The sequence below is a fragment of the Fictibacillus sp. 7GRE50 genome (assembly GCF_015903875.1).
Taxonomy (GTDB): domain Bacteria; phylum Bacillota; class Bacilli; order Bacillales; family Fictibacillaceae; genus Fictibacillus; species Fictibacillus phosphorivorans.
This window is the reverse complement of the sequence record NZ_JACZDW010000005.1, coordinates 78589-99667: the sequence shown is the minus strand read 5'-3', so window position 1 is coordinate 99667 and position 21079 is coordinate 78589. Positions and strand designations below refer to the sequence as shown.

The window sequence follows — 21079 nt, the reverse complement described above, 5'->3', positions numbered from 1 at the left end:
CAAGAGATGACTCTACCTGAGGGAGGCTAATTTAAGTTTTGATAGAAAAAGCAAAGCAAATGCTGAATTTGCATTACGGTTATTCTTCATTCCGGAACGGACAAGAGCAAGCGATACAATCGGTTTTAGCGGGTGACGATACACTTTGTGTTATGCCTACTGGTGGCGGAAAATCGATCTGCTATCAAATACCTGCCCTTGTTTTTGAAGGAACAACAATTGTTATTTCTCCTTTAATTTCATTAATGAAAGATCAGGTTGATACATTATTGCAGTTGGGTATTTCCGCGGCCTTCATCAATTCTTCACTTACAGCAGCAGAGGCGAGAGAACGAATTGAAAAGGCGAAAAGCGGTGAGTATAAACTTTTATATATTGCACCAGAACGCTTAGAATCCTATGACTTTATGGATCATTTGAGACAGATCGATATACCTTTAATCGCGGTAGACGAAGCCCACTGTATCTCGCAATGGGGACACGACTTCAGACCGAGCTACCAACGTATTCAAAGAATGATCGGAAATCTGCCGAATCGTCCGGTAGTGCTCGCGTTAACGGCAACAGCTACACCGCGTGTTCGCCAGGACATCTGTTGGTCGCTCGATATTGATGAGAACAAGACAGTATTAACAGGATTTGAACGTGAAAACTTATCTTTTTCTGTGATTAAGGGACAAGATCGTCTTTCTTACTTAAAAGATTTTCTCAGAAAGAACGAGAAAGAAGCGGGAATCATATACGCAGCAACACGTAAAACGGTTGATCAGCTTTATGAAACACTCCAAAAAAATGGTATCAACGTTTCTCGTTATCATGCAGGAATGAATGACAACGAGCGTATGGAACAACAAGAACAATTTCTTCAAGATGAATCATCGGTTATGGTGGCTACTTCTGCGTTTGGGATGGGTATCGATAAATCGAATATCAGATATGTTATCCATTTTCAGCTTCCTAAAAACATGGAGAGTTATTATCAAGAAGCCGGTCGTGCTGGTCGTGATGGACTTCCAAGTGAATGTATCCAGCTATATTCTTCGCAAGACGTTCAGGTACAGCGTTTTCTGATCGACCAGTCTAGTGAGCAGGATCGAATGGCGCAAGAGCTGGAGAAGCTTCAGCTCATGGTGGACTATTGCTACACAGAAAGTTGTTTGCAGCAATCAATCGTCCGTTATTTTAGTGATGAAGAAATACCACCATGCGGCCGGTGCGGCAACTGTACGGATAATCGCGATAGCATCGATGTAACAAGAGAAGCGCAGATCGTATTGTCCTGTATCGTGCGGATGGGACAGAAGCGGTTCGGTAAGACGTTGATTGCGCAAGTACTGACCGGGTCCAAGAATAAAAAGGTTTTAGAGATGAGATTTAATAAGCTGCCAACATACGGCATGCTGAAAAATAAAAGCACGAAAGAAATTACAGATCTCATCGAGTTTTTTATCTCACAAGAGATCATCGCTGTTGAGCATGGGACGTTCCCAACTCTTTATATAAAAGAAAAAGGGAAAGACATCCTGCTCGGAAAAGAACAAATCATGCGTAAAGAAGCGGTCGTAACGAAACAAGTGGCTGCAGATGATCCGTTATTTGAAGAGCTTCGAATCGTGCGAAAGACGATAGCTGAACAGGAGAACGTTCCACCGTTCGTTATTTTCGCAGATACCGCGTTAAAAGATATGTGTGTGAAGCTGCCTGAGTCAAGAACTGAATTTTTGAGTGTGACGGGTGTTGGTCAAAATAAGCTTGAGAAGTACGGAGAGCAGTTTATCTCTGCTATTTCTACTTATTTGGCTGAGCATCCAGAGCGAAGAGAAAATACGGATCAGAGCACCGTTGCAAAAGAGCCTGTAAAAAAGACAACGCCTGATTCTCATCTTGAAACATACACTCTCTATAAAGAGAAGATGTCAGTCGATGAGATCGCTGAACACCGCAATCTAGCCGTGAGTACGGTCGAGAGTCATCTCGTTCAATGCATACAAGATGGAATGGACGTTCATATGGAGGATCTCATTCCAGATGAATATGTCTCAGAAATCGAACATGCCATTCAACAAGCTGGCGGAGAAAAGTTAAAGCCGATCAAAGAATTACTTCCTGATGAAGTAAGTTACTTTATGATTAAAGTGTACTTGCTGCAAAACGAAAATAAGAAACGGGTGACAAGATGAAGAAGAATGTCCGATTAAAAGTAAAACCATCTTATGTTAAAGGTTTAAAAACAGGTTTTCCATTGATCACGGAAGATGCTGTTCAAAATATAAGCAACGTAAAAGAAGAAGGAACGATCATTGAACTGTTTGATGAAAAGAATGTGTTCCTCGGTAAGGGATACTACGGTAAACAGAACAAAGGCCGTGGATGGGTACTCACGCAAAATTCACAAGAACTCATCGATCAAGAATTTTTTGAAAAGAAAATAAAAAAAGCGATCAACCATCGCCAAGATCTTTTTAACAATTATGAAACAACAGCATTCCGGGTTTTTAACGGTGAGGGAGACGGAATTGGTGGGCTGACGATCGACCACTATAACGGCTACTACGTTCTAACTTGGTATAGTGAAGGCATCTACTCTTTTAAAGAGGAAGTGATCGCCTCTCTTAAAGAACTTGTTAAAGTAAAAGGGATTTATGAAAAGAAGCGTTTTGCTGTAAAAGGAAAATATATTGATGATAACGATTTTGTTGAAGGTGAACAAGCACCAAGTCCACTAATCGTAAGAGAGAACGGCATCCACTTTGCCGTTTATCTAAATGATGGTGCAATGGTCGGTGTGTTCTTAGATCAGCGTGATGTGCGCAGAACCATTCGTGATCAATATGCGAAAGGGAAAACCGTTCTGAATACGTTCTCTTATACAGGTGCGTTTTCAGTTGCGGCTGCTCTTGGCGGTGCTCTGAAAACGACAAGCGTTGATTTAGCGAATAGAAGTCGAAGCAAGACACAAGAACAGTTCAGTGTGAACGGTCTGAACTATGAGGACCACGACATCATTGTAGAAGATGTATTCAACTACTTTAAATATGCTGTTCGAAAAGAGCTGTCGTTCGACCTAGTAATCTTAGATCCTCCGAGCTTTGCACGTTCTAAGAAACATACGTTCAGTGCTGGGAAAGATTATCCTGATTTATTAGCACAAGCGATCCAGATTACAGAAAGAAACGGTGTAATCGTAGCCTCTTCTAACTGCTCAACGTTTGGGATGAAAAAGTTTAAAGAGATGATATCATCAGCTTTTAAACAAACAGGCGGAACGTATAACATTTTGGAAGAATTTAAGCTTCCACAAGATTTTAAAACACACAAAGAGTTCAAAGAGGGTAACTATTTAAAAGTAGTGTTCATTGAAAAATTAAGCTAACCGGCGAAAGGGGATCTTCATGTCGATGAATAACGAACGCCGTATTTTAATCATGACTTCTGTAGCTGCTGAAAAAGAGGCAATCTTAAAAGGAATTGGCCAAACATCTTCAATTGATGTCGTATTAGCTGGAGTTGGTCCGATATCAGCGGGTATCCAAACAACAAAGGCACTTTTAACAAAAGACTATGACCTTGTCATTAACATGGGGATTGCTGGAGGCTTTCAGAATAAAGCAGATGTTGGGACATTGGTCATTGCAGATGAGATGATTTCAGGAGATCTTGGGGCAGAATCTCCTGAAGGGTTCATCACATTAGATGAGCTTGGTTTTGGTGCTTCAACGCGCATAAAAGCAGACAGCGAACTGGTCATGCACTGTTTAACGTCATTAAAGCTCGCAGAAGTACCTGTTCAACTCGGTCACGTTCTAACGCTATCTACTGTGACAGGAACTTCTGAAACAACGAAGAATCTTCAGGATCGTGAGCCTGATGCCCTAGCAGAAGCGATGGAAGGCTATGGTGTAGCGTTTGCGGCACAAGAATTTGGAAAGCCGGTACTTGAGATACGTTCCATATCAAATCCGATTGGTCCGCGAGATCGTTCTGCTTGGCGTATGAAGGAAGCGTTCGATACACTAGAGAGAGCTAGTAAAGTTATCGCGGAGGTTTTGTTATGAGTAAAATGAGTATTGCGTTTTCACCTTGTCCCAATGATACGTTTGTTTTTCATGCATTGGTTCATGGGCTTATTCCTGGTGCTCCAGAACTTGATGTTACATATGCAGATATAGATATCACAAACGGATTAGCTGCTGAGTCAGATGAACTTGATATATTAAAGATCTCATACGCAGCGCTTCCTTATGTTTTGGATAAATATGCTCTGCTTCCATGCGGAGGTGCACTTGGTCGTGGATGTGGTCCGTTAGTTCTTGTGAAGGAGCCAGGTGATGTTACGCCTGACATGCTATCAGGAGCAAAGGTGGCTGTTCCAAGTGAACGCTCTACCGCTTACATGCTGTTCCGTTTATGGGCGGCTCAAAATGTACCAGGCGGAGTGGGCGAGATCATCGTTATGCCGTTTAATGAAATCATGCCTGCTGTAAAAGACGGCAAGATTGATGCAGGTCTTGTAATCCATGAAGCTCGCTTTACGTATCAAAATTACGGGTTAAATCTGTTGGCGGATATGGGAAGCTGGTGGGAAGAAGATACGGGACTGCCCATTCCCCTCGGAGCGATCATCGCGCGCCGTTCACTAGATTTAGAGTCTATTACAGCTTGGATACGTGAATCAGTAGAGTACGCATGGCGAAATCCTAAGGCATCTAGAGATTATGTGATGCAGCATGCGAGCGAACTCTCTGAGGATGTAGCGAAATCCCACATCGATCTGTATGTGAATGATTTTACCGCTGATCTTGGAGAGAAGGGCTTCGAGGCCATTACGACTCTATTGAACCGAGCTGGAGAAGAAGGCATCGTACCGAAGAAGGATTATACGAAACTACTGAAAATTTAAGAGTGGACAAATTAATTCTTAGATTGGATAGATTTTTAGGGACATTGGACAGATTATCTTGGGAATCGGACAGATTAAAGTGAACATTGGACAGATTAACTCCTAGATTGGACAGATTACCTAATAAAACCTGCATGATAAGGAATTAACCACTCTCCACATCAGCGCATACCTTATAACGAGAAGAGAAATTGTTATAAGGAGGCGCAATATGTCTAATACAAATGTATTAACACTGATTGGGGCTTTGTTAGCTGGTTATTTTCTACTTGCACTTCCACTAGGCGGCACGTTTTTAGCTGCATTCGGTCCAGCTGTTAAAATTATCGCGATTTTAACGGTTCTTGTTTTTGGAGCTGTATTAATTTATAAAGGGCTCAAGGAAATATTAAGAAAATAGACATGAAGAAACCCGCTGAAACTTAAGCGGGTTTCCTTGTTTTTATTTAGGAAGCAAATCACGAAGCTCTTCTGTCATCTGATCTAAAAGCTCAGGACGTCCGTGAAATTGAGCAGGTGTGTTTTGAAAAAGTTTAATGAACCATTTCCCCTCAACTCTAACGGCAATTACCGTATGATGTGTGTTTAACTCTTGAGATAGTTCCTTTTTCCCTACTGGTATCATGCCAGCAATAGCGCGAACCATGACAGCCTCATCGCTTAAGAAAGATACGTTCTTCACTTTTGCGTAATAAGGTGGAGTTGGGAAGCTGCTAAAAATGGGCTCGAGATGAGCATGAATCTCTTCAGGACCGAATGCCTGACTTCCATCATATCCAACCATCTCACCGTCTTCGGTAAAATAATCAGCCATTGCACGTGAATTCCGCTCGTTCCACGCATGTAAGAAGTTAAAATATAAATCTTCAACAGCTTTTGTATGTTCTGTTTGCATCACTAAACCTGTCCTCCATATGTAAAAGTGTCTTATGTTCATCATAACAAAACAGCCACCATCCTCAAAATAGTGGCTGCATCAAATATTATTTTTGTTGTTGTGCAGCGGTTAGTTTTTCGATTTCTAGATCAATCTTCTTATGAATTTTGTCGATTCTTGAAAAATTCATCGCGGCAATATAAATCTTTTCTAAATCATCGTGCTTACTTTTTGCGTCTGCTAGATATCCGATCGCTTCTTTCATCTTTTTTGAATAACGCCCACTGATCTCTTTTAAATTATCAAAGAATTTTTCATCCGTACCCTTTTTGATCGTCTTTTCATACATGTCTATGATGGAGTCACCTTTACGTTCAGGGAAATACTCATGAGGTGCTGTACTGTCAAAAATCGCAAAGCCGAGCTCTCTCACGATCACCATATCCAAGCTGTTGGGATCGAACCCACAATGATAAATCTCAACATCATAACCTGAAGCTTCTGCATTTGCGGCCAGCTTTTTTAATAAAGTTGATTTTCCAGACCCAGGTCTTCCCTTAATAAAATATCTCTTTTCCAGACCTTCAGTTAAGTTAGGTACAAAATCGACAGCACCTTTAGGGGTAGCTGCGCCTAGAAAACGGTGATAAACGTTGGCGGCTTTATTTACTTTCTTAGAAAAAAATTGATGCATCAGTTCATCCGTAATGTCGTTTGCTTTTTCATAATTCATGTTCATAATATAAATTTCTTCCCATTCATCATGGATAAGGAGCGCTTCATGGTAAGTCGCATATGCTTTTTGATAATCAGCAGAAATGGAATCAGTAATCTTTAAAATTTCCGCCTTTTTGTTGGCCAGCTTTTTAGAATCCCACGCTTCACCTAAATTTACGTATTCCTCGATCGCTCCTGGAGCTTTCGGTTCAATAACATGTGGAGAAGTACCATCCACTATTCCTATTCCTAGTTCTCGGATAATCACGCCATCAATGGATCCGTTGTCTGAAGCGCAATGGATGTATTCGATATCGTAGCCTTCCTTGTTCCACTTTTCCCCGACCGCTTTCATGAGTGTCGACTTACCAGTACCAGGTCCGCCTTTTAAAATAAAGAGGCGATCAAGACCATTAAGATTTGATGTAAATAAGTTGTGAAAACCTCTAGCTGTATTGCCGCCAGCATAATAATTCAGAATTTTTCCAGTCAAGGTTCAAAACACTCCTCTTTTTTGTAGTTGTGTTTCTACATGCATGTTATGTAGGGAAGCTGGAATAGGTGAAAGCCTAAAAAACACATTTATTAATTAAATTGTTGAAATATGATGAAATAAAAAGAAATTTTACGAATGAAGGAGCATGGCTTAAAAATGTGGAATAAATACACCCTAAATCACATAATATTGATTATTCTGAATATTTAATTAATATTTAGAATGGGTTAATATGTAGTTAACAAAGAAACACTACTTCAAATAAAGGAAGGCGTGATTCCAATGAAATAAGGAAGCGAAGCATATCAAATCACATCCAGTTAGAGATCAGCCAGTGAAAACTGATTTCGAGATGTGTGGGTATGTGGGAACGCGCAAATACACATAACGAAAGAGGATGATTCCAATGACGTATGTGAGCGAAGCATGCTAAGATCGTGTTGCAGATGGAAATAGCCGGTGAAAACTATTTTCGCAGCATGTGGGCGTGTGGGAATTTACCAGAAGTAGAGGAAAAATAAGATCTAATGCAAGGCAATTGATTGAACGAACAATTAATTGAAGTCTAGTTAGGGACAATAACTAGCATTTGTGTATTAGTAAGAAAGGAAAGAACGTTTAAGTGAATAAAGTGATTTTAAGCTAAAGGCGCTGTTTATGTGATGTATACATATTCAGCGTCTTTGTTTTGTTATAACATAAAATTATAAGCATTAATTAAAAATACATACGAGAAGAGGGAGTTATTCTTATGGAAGTGTTACTTACTTATCAAGATGATTCTTCTAATAAGTTTTGGAAAATTAACCAAACAGGAAATGCCTATGTGGTTACATACGGAAAAGTAGGAACAGTTGGAGCGATAAAAACAAAAACATTTGAATCTGAAGAGAAGTGTCGTAAAGAAATCGATAAACTCATTTCTTCAAAGATGAAAAAAGGCTACGTACCCGCTGATTCAAGCAGCATAGTTTTAAAAGATACCACCATGACAGAAACCCTATTCTGGGAACTGATCGATAAATGCAAAGAAAAGGGTGATGATGCTGAAGAGCAAATGGAATGGGTTATATATCAGCTGTCAAAGAGACCTGTTAAAGACATCATCATGTTTGATTTCATATTCAATACCTATTATTTAAAGTCATACACATCAGATTTATGGGCAGCAGCATACATCATAATGGGAGGTTGTTCTGACGATTGTTTTGATTATTTTAGAGCGTTTCTTCTATACCTAGGAAAAGAACCTTATGAAACAGCTATTAAAGATCCTGAGTCACTGTTACCCTATTTAAAATTAATAGAAGAGCAAGATGAAATGCCTCAACTTGAAGAGTTATTGTCTGTAGCGTGTGAAGCGTATGAAGAAAAGACAGGTCAAGAGTATGAAGAGTACCAAGATGTATATGATAAGTTAACAAACAACCAATATATTCAATCAGAAATTGAATTTGACTGGGACGAAGATGATGAAGAGGGATTGAGAAAAAAGTTTCCGCTTTTATGGGAAGCATATGGAGAAACTCCAATCGAATACTAATTCAAATACATAATAAATCAAAACTCACCCTTAAAATTATGGGGGTGGGTTTTTTTATATACGCCTCAAGTCTTAGAACACATTACTTCTTAAAGCCATGGTGATTTTAGGAAGGTTTCGATAAGGTAATAATAGAAACATAGTATAGATGAATTTTTATTTAAACGAAACTCAGAAACCGTTACATCCGTATGAATAGTAAAGAGTTTATGTCAGGAGTCGATTACAATGAACGGATTTTTAGCTTTTTTTATCCGCATGTTTGTTGCTATCCCAGCTTCAGTAGGAGTATGGCTGGCAAGTATTATCGGGTATGACCAGACCTACCTTTTGTCGTCAGGAATCGCAGTAGCTGGAGGAGCTGCCGCATACACAGCAACAGGACTTCTTCAAAAACAGAGATTTCTAAGTGAACATCACTTATCTAGAAGAGAGTATAAATACATCAGAAAAAATTTAGATGAAGCAAAACCTAAAATTTACAGACTACAAAAAGCAATGTTTTCAGTCCGTGACCTGCCAACTTTAAAACAAAGAGCGGATCTTGTACGTGTAGTTAGAAAGATCCAGAGTTTAACCCAAAAAGAGCCAAGACGTTTTTATCAAGCTGAACAGTTCTATTTTTCTCATTTGGATTCAGCCGTAGAGCTCACTGAAAAATATATGTTTCTATCCTCACAGCCAAGAAAATCGAGGGAATTGACACATTCTTTAGTAGAAACGAGAAGAACTCTAGACGAACTGATCGTTCAGATCGAAAAGGATTTATACCAAGTATTGTCAAATGATATAGATGACTTACATTATGAGATCGATGTAGCGAAGTACTCAATTAAATCTCAAAATGACTCCCAATCCATAAAAAAGGCAGGAGATATAAATGAAAGAAAATAATGCACCACTTAACCATTCAGATGAACCGACAAATCTAATGGATGACTTGTTGGCAAATCCTTTTGGCGAACAGCAAGAATCTACTGTGCCTTCTAGTGAAAACAAGCAGGTACGATTAATCGATGTTCTGCCAGAAGAAAATAAAGAAAAAGCGTATCAGCTGGCGAAACAGATCGATCCGACGAATCACCAGACGATGATCACGTACGGGGCACCTGCACAGGCAAAGCTTCATTCCTTTTCGAACACGATGCTTGATCATGTGAAAAAGAAAGACACAGGACAGATTGGTGAGATCATTGGTGATTTGATGAGAAAGCTTCAAGATGTGAATCCTGAAGAATTAAAGTCAAACAAACCAACATTGATCGGCCGCATGTTCGGAAAGATCTCAGGCTCTGTTCAGGAGGTCCTATCAAAATATCAAAAAACAGGAGCTCAGATTGATCGTATTTCGGTAAAGCTAGACGGCAGCAAGAATGTTCTTATGTCCGATATCGTCATGCTTGAAAAATTGTATGAAAACAACAAAGAGTATTTTCAAGCGTTGAACGTATATATAGCGGCGGGAGAACTTAAGCTGGATGAGCTAAACCAGGTTACGATTCCTGAGATGAGAAGAGTAGCTGAACAGACGAACGATCAGATGAAGTTCCAAGAAGTAAATGATATGGTTCAGTTTGCCGATCGTTTAGATAAACGTGTACATGACTTAAAACTAAGTCGTGAGATTACGATTCAAAGTGCACCACAAATTCGCCTTATTCAAAACACGAACCAAGCGCTGGTAGAAAAAATTCAGTCGTCCATCATGACAGCTATTCCATTATGGAAGAACCAAGTCGCTATTGCATTAACGTTAATCAGGCAGCGTAATGCAGTAGAAGCTCAAAAACAAGTTTCCAAAACGACGAACGAGCTTTTACTAAAAAATGCAGAGATGTTAAAAACCAATACGATTGAAACCGCAAAAGAAAACGAACGCGGCTTGATTGATATTGAAACGTTAAAGAAAACGCAGGAGAATCTTCTTTCAACATTAGAAGAGACACTCCGTATTCAAGAAGAGGGACGAGTAAAGCGACGTCTTGCAGAAGAAGAGCTAGCTACGATGGAAATCGGTTTAAGGCAGAAGCTGCTTGAGATTAAAGGTGAATAAACAAAAGAAGGTACCTGTTTAAATGCAGGTACCTTTTACTATAAAATCAACCCCATCATTACCGTGTTCTGATAGGTTCCATTAATAAAGTTATCTTGCTTCAGCAAACCTTCCTCGTCAAAACCGAACTTTTTATAAAGGTCGATTGCCTTAGTATTATGCTCGTTTGTTACGAGACTAATCTTTCTAGTGATTCCATTTTGTCTTGCCCACACTATAAGTTCATTCATCAATGCTTTGCCTAAACCCAACCCCGCATAGTACTTAGAAACAACAATCCCCAATGTTCCAACATGTTTGGTTCTTTCCTTCTGCGATGAGTTAATGGTTGCAATCGCAATAATCTCTGAACCGATTGTCGCAAGCAGCATGATAGAGTTCGATTCATTTGAGACAGAGACAATGTAATTACTATAATCCTCTATTTCTCGTTTGAATTCACCAGCTCCAAAGGATAAAAAATCACTTTCACCGCCAACCACATTATAAAAATCGATGATGTTCACTGCATCATCACTTACAGCTTCGCGAATTTCCACTCTATGAGTGTTCTTTAACATAACATTTCGCATCATTCCACCTTCTTTCTGTTCATATGTATAAGACAAATATAACCTACCAGTCTATTCATCGTGCAAGCTTATTATTCATGTTTTTTTGATTAAATTTTTAACAAAATTAGTAATGCTTCTCCTATACCCTCGCATAGAATATGAGGATTTGTTATTTCAATAAAGAATAGGAGAGAAAGAATGAAAACGAAAAAAGTACTGATTGCATTACTGATGTTTGGTTTCATGTTCTTACTTGTTCAACCTGCAAAGGCAGCAGCTTCATCATTTATCGTCATAAATAAATCGACAAACCAGTTAGCGTATTTTGAGAATAATAAATTATCGAAGGTTTTCAAAGTGGCTACAGGTAAACTGCCATCTTACACACCAGAAGGTAAGTTTAAAATTGTAAACAAGATCACGAATCGGCCTTATTATACAGGTAATATCCCAGGTGGAGATCCGCGCAATCCCTTAGGAAACAGATGGTTAGGCTTAAACGCAAACGGAACATGGGGCACAACGTATGCCATCCATGGAAACAATAATGCAAGTTCCATAGGTAAGTATGTAAGTGCAGGCTGTATCCGTATGTACAACAACGAGGTGCAGTGGTTATATGCTAGGATTTCGGTTAATACCCCTGTTGTGATCACAACTTCAGGTAAATCATTCCCTGCTCTAGCAGCAGCGAATGGATACAAGGTAACAAACAGTTCGACGGTGCCTGTATTCTCAGTCGTTAATCTAAAAAAGGGCAGCCGTGGAGCTGAAGTCATGGAGCTTCAACGTAGGCTTACGAATCTAGGGTACAGCACAAAAGGAATCGACGGTATATTTGGCGCCAACACTGATGCTGCCGTTCGTAAATTTCAAAAAGCTAAGAAGCTCACAGTTGATGGTGTGGTAGGTCCAGCGACTAAAAAAGCGCTCGGAATGTTTTAATAATGGGAGATCAGCCTTGAAAGACAAAGGGCTGATTTTTTTATTAAAATGAAATTCCCGTTGACACACTCCTCGATATCCAATAAAATGAGAACGAGATTGATAATCATTTTCAATTAAGTTCGATGCTTTAAATATATTTCAAATTACTGTTATAGAGGAGGGCGAATAAAGTGTCTAGACTGTATGCTGAGCATTTGCAAATCTCATATGGTGAACGAGACATCGTAAAGGATCTTAACATTTCCATTCCAGACGGTAAAATCACGACAATCATTGGACCTAACGGGTGTGGGAAGTCAACGGTTTTGAAAACGTTGTCGCGCATTCTAAATCCTAAATCCGGTGTGGTTTATCTAGATGGTAAAGCCGTCAGCAAAGAATCTACGAAAAAGATTGCTCAAAAGATGGCGATTCTTCCTCAGTCACCAGATTCACCAGAAGGACTTACGGTCGGTGAACTTGTTTCTTACGGAAGATTTCCTTATCAAAAAGGCTTCGGAAAGCTTACGAAAAAAGATTTTGAAGTAATAGATTGGGCATTAGACGTTACAGGTGTCCTTGAGTTCAAAGATCGTTCTGTAGACGCGCTTTCAGGTGGGCAACGCCAGCGGGTATGGATCGCGATGGCATTGGCTCAGGAAACGGATATTATCTTGTTGGATGAACCGACTACATACTTGGATTTGTCTCATCAATTGGAAGTTCTAGAGTTGTTATACCAGTTGAACCGGGACGAGAAGAGAACGATCGTAATGGTCATTCATGATTTGAACCATGCCGCTCGCTTTGCTCATCATATGGTCGCGATGAAAGACGGATCTATTTTAAAAGAAGGTACGGCTGAAGAGGTAATGACACGTACGGTCCTACGCAATGTATTTCATATTGATGCAGAGATCGGTGTTGACCCGAGGACGAGAAAACCAGTGTGTCTTACGTATGATCTGATTAAGAATGTAAAGTTAGTTGAGAACTTGGCGTAAATTCGCCTTTCTTTTTTACAGTTAATTGAGAATGATTTTTATTGTCAAATATAGGGGGATAAAAAAATGAAAAGAACATCAAAACAATTACTCGTTAGCTTTATGACATTACTTTTAGTGTTTGTACTAGCGGCATGCGGAAATAAATCAGAAGAAGGCGCAAGCACTGGTGAGAAGGAATCGTCGAAAAAAGAAACGAGAATCTATAAAGATGAAAAAGGTAAAGAGATTGAAGTGCCAGCTGAACCGAAACGTGTTGCGATGATGGCTGCAACGTATGCAGGTAACTTGCTAGACTTAGGGATCACACCAGTAGCAGTAAATGAATACCCAAAAGCAAACAAGTTTTATGGAAACAAATTAGACAAAGCTGAAGTGGTAACTGCTGATTCATATGAAAAACTACTAGAATTAGATCCAGATCTAATCATTACGTATTCTGATGACAAAAATATTAAGAAATATGAAGAGATTGCTCCAACGGTTACAATGACGTATGACAAGTATGACTACATGGAACAGCACGTAGAGATCGGAAAGATGGTTAACAAAGAAAAAGAAGCAAAATCATGGGTAGAAGAGTGGAAGAAGAAAGCCGCTGATGCTCGTGAAAAAGTAAAATCGGCAATCGGTGAAGACAAGACGTTCATGGTAATGGAAGCATACGGAAAAGACATGTATGTATACGGTGAGAACTGGGGCCGTGGTACAGAAGTTATCTATCAAGCGCTAGAACTTAAAGCTCCTAAGAAGTTAGAAGAAGATGTATTTGGCCCAGGCTGGAAAGCCATTTCAACCGAAGTGATCCCAACATACGCTGGAGATTATATCTTTGTAGGAACAGGAGCAGGAAATCCAGATAACTCATTTATGGAGTCAGATGTGTGGAAAGAATTGCCAGCTGTGAAGAACGGTAACGCAATTAAGTTTGATTCAGAGTCATTCTATTTCAATGACCCGATTTCACTAGAAAAAGAATTAGATATTATCGTTGAAGAGTTAACGAAAAAGAAATAATAAGCACTTTATAAAAAGGGACAAACGCTATGTTCAAAACAAAAACCAAGCTTATAAAAGAGAATAAAGTGTATTCTAGGCCAGCGGTAGGGACAGCGATTTTATTGCTAGGGTTCGCACTTCTTTTGTTGAGTATCGTTCTTGCGATATCTGTGGGAGCCGCTAAGATTCAGTTTCTGACAGTTTGGAACGCTGTGATCAACTATGATCCTACTAGGGAAGCTGACCGTATCATTATGAGTCTACGATTACCGAGAGAGCTTGGTGCAGCAATCGTCGGTGCGGCGTTTGCTGTAAGTGGAGCAATCATGCAAGGGATGACTAGAAACCCGTTAGCAGACCCTGGTCTACTTGGTTTGAACGCGGGAGCAAGCCTTGCTCTCGCTTGTGTGTTCGCTTTTAATACAGGAGCGAACTATCTTACCGTGATGATTCTATCTTTTATAGGTGCAGGAATAGGTGCGATGCTAGTATTCGGGCTTGGCTCTATGAGCCGAGGTGGATTGACTCCAATCCGGATTACGTTAGCAGGTGCAGCGGTTTCTGCACTGCTTTCTTCCTTAGGAGAAGGCATTGCGTTATATTTTAAGCTTTCTCAGGACCTTGCGTTTTGGACGGCAGGTGGTGTATCAGGCACAAACTGGGCACAGCTGAAAATTATCGTACCTGTCGTATTGGTTGGAATCATTGTAGCTGTCATGTTCTCAAGGCAGTTAACTATATTAAGCTTTGGTGAAGAAGTAGCACGCGGCCTTGGTCAACGAACTCTATTTACGAAAATCGTTCTCATGACGGTGGTGTTGATCTTAGCGGGTGCTGCCGTTTCACTCGTTGGTGCTATTGCATTTGTAGGTCTTATGGTTCCGCATATCGTGCGGTTCTTAGTTGGAACGGACTATCGGTGGATCATTCCATGTTCCGCGATATTCGGGAGTGTGCTCATGGTGCTAGCAGATACGTTTGCCCGAACGGTAAACGCTCCTTATGAAACACCAGTTGGTGCAGTAGTCGCTATGATCGGGGTACCGTTCTTCCTCTACCTTGCAAGAAAGGGAGGGAGAAAACTATCATGATGAATGCACACCAGATGAAGAGAGTAAGAGTAACGACGATTGCGGCGATCTTGTTGCTGATAGCCGTTTTTATTATAAGTGTTGCAACTGGTTTTGCTTCATTAACACCTTCAGAATTATTTCGAACCATAATGGGGCAAGGAACACCGAGAGAGAATCTTATTCTTTTTGAGTTCCGTTTACCACGTATCATCGTTGCTATTCTTGCGGGGATGGGGCTCGCTGTATCTGGTGCCATCCTCCAAAGTATCACGAAGAACCCGCTTTCAGACCCTGGCATTTTAGGAATAAATGCTGGTGCTGGTCTGATGGTTGTGGTGTATATCATGTTTTTTACAGTGGAAACCACAAGCTTTTTATACGTACTGCCGTTATTTGCCCTATTTGGCGGTATGCTAACAGCGTTTGTGATCTACATCATGTCTTACATAAAAGGTGAAGGTGTTGAACCGACCCGGCTCGTCTTAGTCGGTGTAGGTTTAGCAGCCGCCTTATATGGAGCAACATTGACACTATCTACGAGATTAGATATGGAAGATTATTCGTTCATGGCGAACTGGATGGCAGGCAGGATTTGGGGCGATGATTGGACGTTTGTCTTATCATTGCTGCCATGGATCTTGTTGCTTATCCCTTATACGATGTTTAAATCCAATGTATTAAATACGTTGAATTTGCACGAGAACGTATCTGTCGGTGTAGGTGTGAATGTAAGTAGAGAACGAATTTCTTTGATCATGATCTCGGTAGCACTTGCGTCAGCCTCTGTTGCAGTCAGTGGAGGAATTGCTTTTGTAGGATTGATGGCTCCTCATATCGCACGCTCACTAGTCGGCCCGAGACACCAAGTCTTCCTTCCCGTTGCAGCATTAATCGGAGGCATCTTACTCCTGGCAGCTGACACGATCGGAAGAGTAGTATTAGATCCAAGTGGGATACCAGCAGGAATCATTGTGACCATCATTGGTGCACCGTACTTTATGTACCTGCTTGCAAAAAAATAGCTCATGAAATCAGTCTTTGTTAAAAAGGCTGATTTTTTTATTTTTTATAAAACTTTTTTTACTTTCCACGGTCTAATATATAGGTAAGGGTCAGGAGGCTAGAAATTGGAGACAGAACAGCTAGTGAAGGAAGCGATAAAAGGAAACGACGAGGCGTTTTTGAAATTGATTCAAACGTATAAAGTCGATTTATATAAGACAGCTCTATCTTTTTTGCGTAATGAAGAAGAAGCACTCGAGGCAATTCAAGAAGTTACGTATCGTGCTTACAAAAACATAAAAAAGTTAAAGAACGAGTTCTATTTCAAAACGTGGTTGATTCGAATTATGATCAACTATTGTAATGATCAGTTGAAACTAAAAAAGCGAGTCGTCATGAATGATGAAATGTTAAATTCGTTAGGTGTTTCAGAGGACCATACACAATTAGAGCTGAAGGACGCGATGTTAGATTTAGACGACAGGTCACGCGAAATCCTTACCTTGAAATATTTTAATGACGTAAAGATTAAAGATATAGCGATCATGATGCAGTGTCCAGAAGGTACAGTTAAAACGTGGCTGAATAAGGCATTACGAGCATTAAGAGAAAAGCTAGATGAGAAAGGAGGTAATCTACATGTTTGAAAGAGAGAAAGCACAACTAAACGATTTGAAGAAAGAATATGAAAATATACCGATTTCACTAGATTCAATTGATCAGGCGATATTAAGTGGATTTCAGAAGGCAAAAACAGAAGAACGAAAATCTAGAATTAAGAAGAAGAGAAGTGCTTTTGGTTTTATAGCGGCAGCTCTTTTACTCATTGGATTATTTTCTTCTATTAAGATGTCACCGGCTTTAGCTAATTACATTTCTGAGTTACCAGGCATGGAAAAAATAGTGAGTATGATCCGTGATGATAAAGGAAGAATAGCAGCTGTTGAAAAAAAATATTATCAAAAACAAGGCGTATCAGATGAAAAAGATGGGTTGAAAGTTACTATCGATGGAACGATAGCAGATGAAATGGGCATGGTGCTTTTTTATTCGATTGAATCCAAAGAAAAAATAAAAGAGGTTATGTTTGATGATGTAAAGATCAGAGCAAAAGATGGAACCGCACTGGATGAAGCATATAATTCGTTCGGAGATGTCCATTCATCAGAAAAAGGCGAGACCAAGTTTAGCGGCGAAATTGAATATTTCTTTGAAGTTCCTATTGAAGCAAAAGAATATATTGTAGATCTCAAAATAAAGGATAAGAATTTTACAATCAATTTAAAACTTAATGAATTTAAGAAGAAAAAAGAATATGCAGTCCAACAAACGATGGACTTAGAAGGTCAAAAAATCAATATTGAGAAGGTAACCATCTATCCATTACGAGCTGTTGTGAAATTAAAGATGAACGATGAAAATGAAAAATACATCCTGCAACTTGATGACCTACGATTAGTTGATGAAAATAATGAAGTCTGGGGTAATATAACAAATGGTATTACCGGTTCGGGCGATAAAGACACTGAGAGGGAAGTTTATCTGCAAAGTAACTATTTTAAAGAACCGAAAGAATTGTATCTAGTCTTAAATAGTGCTCAAGCCATAGATAAAGAGAATGCAGTCATTGTGGTGGATACAGAAAAAATGAAGATTCTAAAACAACCTAATGGAAACAAGTTAAGAAATCTAAGGAAAGAAGATGGGCAGCTCGTCTTTGATCTGCATACGAAAAAACCTTTCCATTCGGCGATCTTTAGCACAATAACTGATGCACAAGGTAAAGAAATTGAAGTGAGCTCACAGTCCATGAGTACTGAAGAAGAAAAAGGCACAACCCGACTAGGAATAGAGCTGCCTCAAATAGATCCCTCCCAAAATCCTCTAACCATTGACTTAAGTTTTTATCCAGAGTGGATCAAAGGTAACGAAAAAATTAGAATTAAATAATCTATGAAGGTGGTCCTTTCAATAAAGGGCTATCTTTTTGCTTAAATCCCTACTACCCTCTATAATGCTAGTTAAATGAGGTGAACGTGATGAGACTAGACCATACCGGAATTGCCGTGAGACGAATAGATGAAGCCATTGAATTTTATACGAATGTACTAGGCGGAAAGCTAACTGAACGATATACAAGTGAAAAGCCTGGAGTAGAGACCCACATTGCCGTGATTGAGCTTGAAAATCAGGTAATTGAACTTCTTGAACCTACGAGTAAGACATCTCCAATCGAGCGGTTCATTAGGCAGAAGGGAAAGGGTGTGCATCACCTGGCTTATGAAGTGGACGATCTTCTTCAAACGATTGATGACTTTGAAGCTAGAGGGTATACCTTTTTAAAAGATACGTATCGGACAAATCCTTTTGGCAGAAGGTTAATTTATATGAACCCCGCACATTCACAAGGGCAGATTATTGAGCTGTGTGATTATCCGGACAAGAAGAAGGAGAGCTGACTTGTTAAAAGTCGGTTCTCTTTTTTGTCTTTCCAAAACAATAGATTTTCTTTACAATTAATTATAAGAATATTCTGTAAAGGGTGAAGGTATGAAATGGACAGGTGATCTTGCACATTTTCCTTATCCGTTTAAAGATTCAACGTATCGTTATTCCAACAATTCAATCCCCATGAAACAGCCTTTTTGCATAGAAGTTACCCCGAGCTACAAAAAAGAGATGCTATTAAAGCGGAAATTATTAAGTGATCACCCCGAGCGTTGTTATCAATCGCTGCCACATTCTATTATAGGGCAGTGGGAGATTGTTGAGCTCGTGATCGATCACTTAGTTTCACAATACCCACAACATTTTTCAGTAGAGAAAGAGAATAATAGTTGGATTTTTTTCAATAAGATATTGGACGAAAAAGTAGAATTTATCTTTGGTGATGAAAACTCTCTTTCATGTGAACCGTTATTCTTTATTAGTCATCATGTGCAAGAAGATCTTATTTATATGAGACAGCGTGACGATGATCTGTATTTGGATGCAGGACAGCTTTGTTTTCCTGCTAACTGGTCTCTCGCTTTTAACATAGGAATGAAATTTAAAAACATTCATCATCCCATCCCTCGGTTTAAGGAAGAGGGGCTAGATCAACGAATTCTACAATTTCTAATGAGGCTTGAAGCCGGAACACCTTGGGAACGTTTGAATTGGTCGCTTATGGCAGGTGATCGACTTGATACATCTCTTGAAACCTTTGATCAGTGGGGGCGTCTCCGTAAACAGGTCACAAGTGAGAACGCAGGTGAGCTTGTTCATATACGCGTAGAGGTGCAGAAGTTATTCAGACTGCCAAGAACGAATAGCATTCTCTTTTCCATTCACACACATTTGCTGTCCCTTGAACAACTATCAACAAACAGAGAATGGCTGCAGCAATTTTACGAAATCCTGTCCGAACTTCCCACACATATTGTTGAATACAAAGGAATCTCTACTTATAAAAAAGCTGTGTTGGAGTATTTACAAGGTCAGCTCCAACAGCTGAAGACGTTATGAGTATGGATGCGGTCTTCATTGAAGGAAAAAGAAAATATATATTTTGTTCAGATGAACATGGATTAAGAGTTTTAAGCAGTGTGTTCGAACATGTGAAGAAAGAGAAGTTGGCTTATGAGTGGTATCACCTTTCTACTAAAACTTGGCCGTTCCTAGAAGATTTTCTAAGAAAGCAAAAAATGGGAACCTTCCTTTATGTAGTGTTACCGTATTCTGAACTTCATATCGTACAAACGATGGCAGCTCGTATCGGTTTTTCGAGGGATGAGTCACAATTTATTGGTTATGGCGAGAAGTGGATTCGCGTTTTCTGTTGCCGTTGTCATGAACTGAACAGAGCAGAAGAACAACTTACCGAATTAACTTGCCATCAATGTGAATTAAAGCTTGAAGTGTCAGACCACTATTCTGAACTACACCATGCATTTTTAGGCTATCCAGCTACAAGTTAGGAGGGAGTCTATTTGTCTATTGAACCTAATTTATTTGTACGGGTTTCATCTATAGAAAAGATAACGAAGCAGGTTAAGAAGTTTACGCTGTCCCAAGAAACGGGAAAGGGACTTCCAAGATTTAGTGGAGGTGCACATGTTTCTACTTACTTAAAAACACCGTCAGGACTTGTTGTAAGGCAATACTCTTTAGTGAGTCATCCCGACGATCGTACGAAATATGAAATTGCTGTGCGATTATGTGAGGATTCTAAAGGTGGTTCACTCTACTGGCATCAGGGAATGAAAGTCGGTGATCGACTTCAAATCAGTTACCCCAAGAATCATTTTTCTCTTAGCTTTAAAGCGAGACATCACGTATTTTACGCGGCAGGCATCGGGATTACCCCATTCCTTTCTATGATGCAGGATTTCTCAGTTAACGGACAAACCTTTGAACTTCATTACGCCTTTAAATCTGAGGATAACTGTGCATTTTATACATACATAAAAAAACACTATCCTAATCAAAGCCACTTTTATTTTTCCGATCAACAACAACGTTTGCAAACCGCCTCCTTAGAAAACCATCCGATCGGAACGCATGTTTATCTTTGTGGACCTGAAGGCTTTATTGAGCAGTTTAGGACATCCGCAATAGAGATGGGCTATCCGCATTCATGTGTTCATTTTGAACGTTTTAGCCCGCCAAAGCCTAAGGTCTTAAATGCATTTCAAGTTAAGGTTCTTAATGGAGCTACGATAAACGTATCCAAAACGGAAACGATACTAGAAGCGCTCCATAAACATGGTATCAATGCTCCATATTCCTGCCAAATTGGTCGTTGTGGCACTTGTGAACTCTCTATGATAGAGGGAGAAGTTCATCATTATGATTCATTTCTCAGTGATGAACAAAAAGTCGCAAATAATTGTTTGATTCCCTGTGTATCACGTGCGAAATCAGATAAACTGGTCATTGAGATTAAATAGTAT

The 21079-nt window shown here is 39.6% G+C and carries 22 protein-coding genes; 19 read left to right on the top strand and 3 right to left on the bottom strand.

Features of this window, described 5'->3' with window-relative positions:
• Positions 1–38: 38 nt before the first annotated feature.
• The 5 genes from recQ (at position 39) to IHV12_RS18995 (ending at position 5300) form a co-directional block, all read left to right on the top strand.
• On the top strand, positions 39–2180 hold the full coding sequence (gene recQ, locus IHV12_RS19015; protein WP_197191897.1) for a DNA helicase RecQ: 2142 nt from the start codon (positions 39–41) through the stop codon (positions 2178–2180).
• A complete protein-coding gene (locus tag IHV12_RS19010) occupies positions 2177–3373 on the top strand; it encodes a class I SAM-dependent rRNA methyltransferase (protein ID WP_197191896.1) in 1197 nt (398 codons plus the stop codon). The genes recQ and IHV12_RS19010 overlap by 4 nt, the downstream gene beginning before the upstream one ends.
• A gap of 19 nt (positions 3374–3392) precedes the next feature.
• Complete coding sequence (locus IHV12_RS19005) at positions 3393–4055, top strand: futalosine hydrolase (protein ID WP_197191895.1); 663 nt, start codon at positions 3393–3395, stop codon at positions 4053–4055.
• Between the two features lie 5 nt (positions 4056–4060).
• Complete coding sequence (locus tag IHV12_RS19000; RefSeq protein WP_197191965.1) at positions 4061–4900, top strand: 1,4-dihydroxy-6-naphthoate synthase; 840 nt, start codon at positions 4061–4063, stop codon at positions 4898–4900.
• A gap of 211 nt (positions 4901–5111) precedes the next feature.
• Complete coding sequence (locus IHV12_RS18995) at positions 5112–5300, top strand: hypothetical protein (RefSeq protein ID WP_066390930.1); 189 nt, start codon at positions 5112–5114, stop codon at positions 5298–5300.
• 42 nt (positions 5301–5342) lie between these two features.
• On the opposite strand, the gene IHV12_RS18990 is transcribed toward IHV12_RS18995, so the two are convergent.
• Complete coding sequence (locus tag IHV12_RS18990; protein ID WP_197191964.1) at positions 5343–5795, bottom strand: SgcJ/EcaC family oxidoreductase; 453 nt, start codon at positions 5793–5795, stop codon at positions 5343–5345.
• An 88-nt stretch (positions 5796–5883) separates the two neighbouring features.
• The gene (locus tag IHV12_RS18985; RefSeq protein ID WP_197191894.1) at positions 5884–6987 is read right to left on the bottom strand and encodes a PRK06851 family protein; all 1104 of its coding nucleotides are present in this window, start codon (positions 6985–6987) and stop codon (positions 5884–5886) included.
• Positions 6988–7741: 754 nt separating this feature from the next.
• Here IHV12_RS18985 and IHV12_RS18980 point away from each other — a divergent pair.
• The 3 genes from IHV12_RS18980 (at position 7742) to IHV12_RS18970 (ending at position 10586) form a co-directional block, all read left to right on the top strand.
• Complete coding sequence (locus tag IHV12_RS18980; protein ID WP_197191893.1) at positions 7742–8533, top strand: DUF4240 domain-containing protein; 792 nt, start codon at positions 7742–7744, stop codon at positions 8531–8533.
• Positions 8534–8761: 228 nt separating this feature from the next.
• Positions 8762–9427, top strand: coding sequence for a 5-bromo-4-chloroindolyl phosphate hydrolysis family protein (locus tag IHV12_RS18975; protein WP_197132439.1), 666 nt, complete (start codon positions 8762–8764; stop codon positions 9425–9427).
• Positions 9414–10586 carry a toxic anion resistance protein gene (locus IHV12_RS18970; RefSeq protein WP_197132441.1) on the top strand — a complete coding sequence of 391 codons (1173 nt, stop codon included), beginning with the start codon at positions 9414–9416 and terminating at the stop codon, positions 10584–10586. Before IHV12_RS18975 ends, IHV12_RS18970 begins: the two co-directional genes overlap by 14 nt.
• Before the next feature lie 38 nt (positions 10587–10624).
• Here the strand turns inward: IHV12_RS18970 and IHV12_RS18965 are convergent, their stop codons facing one another.
• Positions 10625–11194, bottom strand: coding sequence for a GNAT family N-acetyltransferase (locus IHV12_RS18965; protein WP_231620806.1), 570 nt, complete (start codon positions 11192–11194; stop codon positions 10625–10627).
• Between the two features lie 144 nt (positions 11195–11338).
• Here IHV12_RS18965 and IHV12_RS18960 point away from each other — a divergent pair, with 144 nt between their 5' ends.
• The 11 genes from IHV12_RS18960 (at position 11339) to IHV12_RS18910 (ending at position 21076) form a co-directional block, all read left to right on the top strand.
• Positions 11339–12085 carry a L,D-transpeptidase family protein gene (locus tag IHV12_RS18960; protein WP_197191892.1) on the top strand — a complete coding sequence of 249 codons (747 nt, stop codon included), beginning with the start codon at positions 11339–11341 and terminating at the stop codon, positions 12083–12085.
• 173 nt (positions 12086–12258) lie between these two features.
• Positions 12259–13071 carry an ABC transporter ATP-binding protein gene (locus IHV12_RS18955; protein WP_197191891.1) on the top strand — a complete coding sequence of 271 codons (813 nt, stop codon included), beginning with the start codon at positions 12259–12261 and terminating at the stop codon, positions 13069–13071.
• Positions 13072–13137: 66 nt separating this feature from the next.
• The gene (locus tag IHV12_RS18950) at positions 13138–14088 is read left to right on the top strand and encodes an iron-hydroxamate ABC transporter substrate-binding protein (protein ID WP_197132447.1); all 951 of its coding nucleotides are present in this window, start codon (positions 13138–13140) and stop codon (positions 14086–14088) included.
• Between the two features lie 29 nt (positions 14089–14117).
• Positions 14118–15161: a FecCD family ABC transporter permease gene (locus IHV12_RS18945; protein WP_197191890.1), complete on the top strand. Its 1044-nt coding sequence runs from the start codon at positions 14118–14120 to the stop codon at positions 15159–15161.
• Positions 15158–16165, top strand: coding sequence for a FecCD family ABC transporter permease (locus IHV12_RS18940; RefSeq protein ID WP_197132451.1), 1008 nt, complete (start codon positions 15158–15160; stop codon positions 16163–16165). The genes IHV12_RS18945 and IHV12_RS18940 overlap by 4 nt, the downstream gene beginning before the upstream one ends.
• Positions 16166–16270: 105 nt before the next feature.
• Entirely contained in the window at positions 16271–16792 is a 522-nt protein-coding gene (locus tag IHV12_RS18935; RefSeq protein WP_197191889.1) for a sigma-70 family RNA polymerase sigma factor, read from the top strand.
• The gene (locus tag IHV12_RS18930; protein WP_197191888.1) at positions 16785–18095 is read left to right on the top strand and encodes a DUF4179 domain-containing protein; all 1311 of its coding nucleotides are present in this window, start codon (positions 16785–16787) and stop codon (positions 18093–18095) included. Before IHV12_RS18935 ends, IHV12_RS18930 begins: the two co-directional genes overlap by 8 nt.
• 89 nt (positions 18096–18184) lie before the next feature.
• A complete protein-coding gene (locus IHV12_RS18925) occupies positions 18185–18604 on the top strand; it encodes a VOC family protein (RefSeq protein WP_153238175.1) in 420 nt (139 codons plus the stop codon).
• 91 nt (positions 18605–18695) lie between these two features.
• Positions 18696–19652, top strand: a complete 957-nt coding sequence (locus IHV12_RS18920; protein WP_197191887.1) for a heme-dependent oxidative N-demethylase family protein — start codon at positions 18696–18698, stop codon at positions 19650–19652.
• On the top strand, positions 19649–20104 hold the full coding sequence (locus IHV12_RS18915) for a dimethylamine monooxygenase subunit DmmA family protein (RefSeq protein WP_197191886.1): 456 nt from the start codon (positions 19649–19651) through the stop codon (positions 20102–20104). The genes IHV12_RS18920 and IHV12_RS18915 overlap by 4 nt, the downstream gene beginning before the upstream one ends.
• Before the next feature lie 12 nt (positions 20105–20116).
• On the top strand, positions 20117–21076 hold the full coding sequence (locus IHV12_RS18910) for a PDR/VanB family oxidoreductase (RefSeq protein WP_197191885.1): 960 nt from the start codon (positions 20117–20119) through the stop codon (positions 21074–21076).
• Positions 21077–21079: the final 3 nt, after the last annotated feature.

What these genes read in the sequence shown, in the direction of transcription:
- IHV12_RS18975 (WP_197132439.1), top strand. Translation starts at nt 8,762, where the DNA reads ATGAACGGATTTTTAGCTTTTTTTATCCGCATGTTTGTTGCTATCCCA.
- IHV12_RS18915 (WP_197191886.1), top strand. Translation starts at nt 19,649, where the DNA reads ATGAGTATGGATGCGGTCTTCATTGAAGGAAAAAGAAAATATATATTT.
- IHV12_RS18995 (WP_066390930.1), top strand. Translation starts at nt 5,112, where the DNA reads ATGTCTAATACAAATGTATTAACACTGATTGGGGCTTTGTTAGCTGGT.
- IHV12_RS19005 (WP_197191895.1), top strand. Translation starts at nt 3,393, where the DNA reads ATGTCGATGAATAACGAACGCCGTATTTTAATCATGACTTCTGTAGCT.
- IHV12_RS18970 (WP_197132441.1), top strand. Translation starts at nt 9,414, where the DNA reads ATGAAAGAAAATAATGCACCACTTAACCATTCAGATGAACCGACAAAT.
- IHV12_RS18925 (WP_153238175.1), top strand. Translation starts at nt 18,185, where the DNA reads ATGAGACTAGACCATACCGGAATTGCCGTGAGACGAATAGATGAAGCC.
- IHV12_RS18990 (WP_197191964.1), bottom strand. Translation starts at nt 5,795, where the DNA reads ATGCAAACAGAACATACAAAAGCTGTTGAAGATTTATATTTTAACTTC.
- IHV12_RS18950 (WP_197132447.1), top strand. Translation starts at nt 13,138, where the DNA reads ATGAAAAGAACATCAAAACAATTACTCGTTAGCTTTATGACATTACTT.
- IHV12_RS18945 (WP_197191890.1), top strand. Translation starts at nt 14,118, where the DNA reads ATGTTCAAAACAAAAACCAAGCTTATAAAAGAGAATAAAGTGTATTCT.
- IHV12_RS18930 (WP_197191888.1), top strand. Translation starts at nt 16,785, where the DNA reads ATGTTTGAAAGAGAGAAAGCACAACTAAACGATTTGAAGAAAGAATAT.
- IHV12_RS18960 (WP_197191892.1), top strand. Translation starts at nt 11,339, where the DNA reads ATGAAAACGAAAAAAGTACTGATTGCATTACTGATGTTTGGTTTCATG.
- IHV12_RS19000 (WP_197191965.1), top strand. Translation starts at nt 4,061, where the DNA reads ATGAGTATTGCGTTTTCACCTTGTCCCAATGATACGTTTGTTTTTCAT.
- IHV12_RS19010 (WP_197191896.1), top strand. Translation starts at nt 2,177, where the DNA reads ATGAAGAAGAATGTCCGATTAAAAGTAAAACCATCTTATGTTAAAGGT.
- IHV12_RS18920 (WP_197191887.1), top strand. Translation starts at nt 18,696, where the DNA reads ATGAAATGGACAGGTGATCTTGCACATTTTCCTTATCCGTTTAAAGAT.
- IHV12_RS18980 (WP_197191893.1), top strand. Translation starts at nt 7,742, where the DNA reads ATGGAAGTGTTACTTACTTATCAAGATGATTCTTCTAATAAGTTTTGG.
- IHV12_RS18940 (WP_197132451.1), top strand. Translation starts at nt 15,158, where the DNA reads ATGATGAATGCACACCAGATGAAGAGAGTAAGAGTAACGACGATTGCG.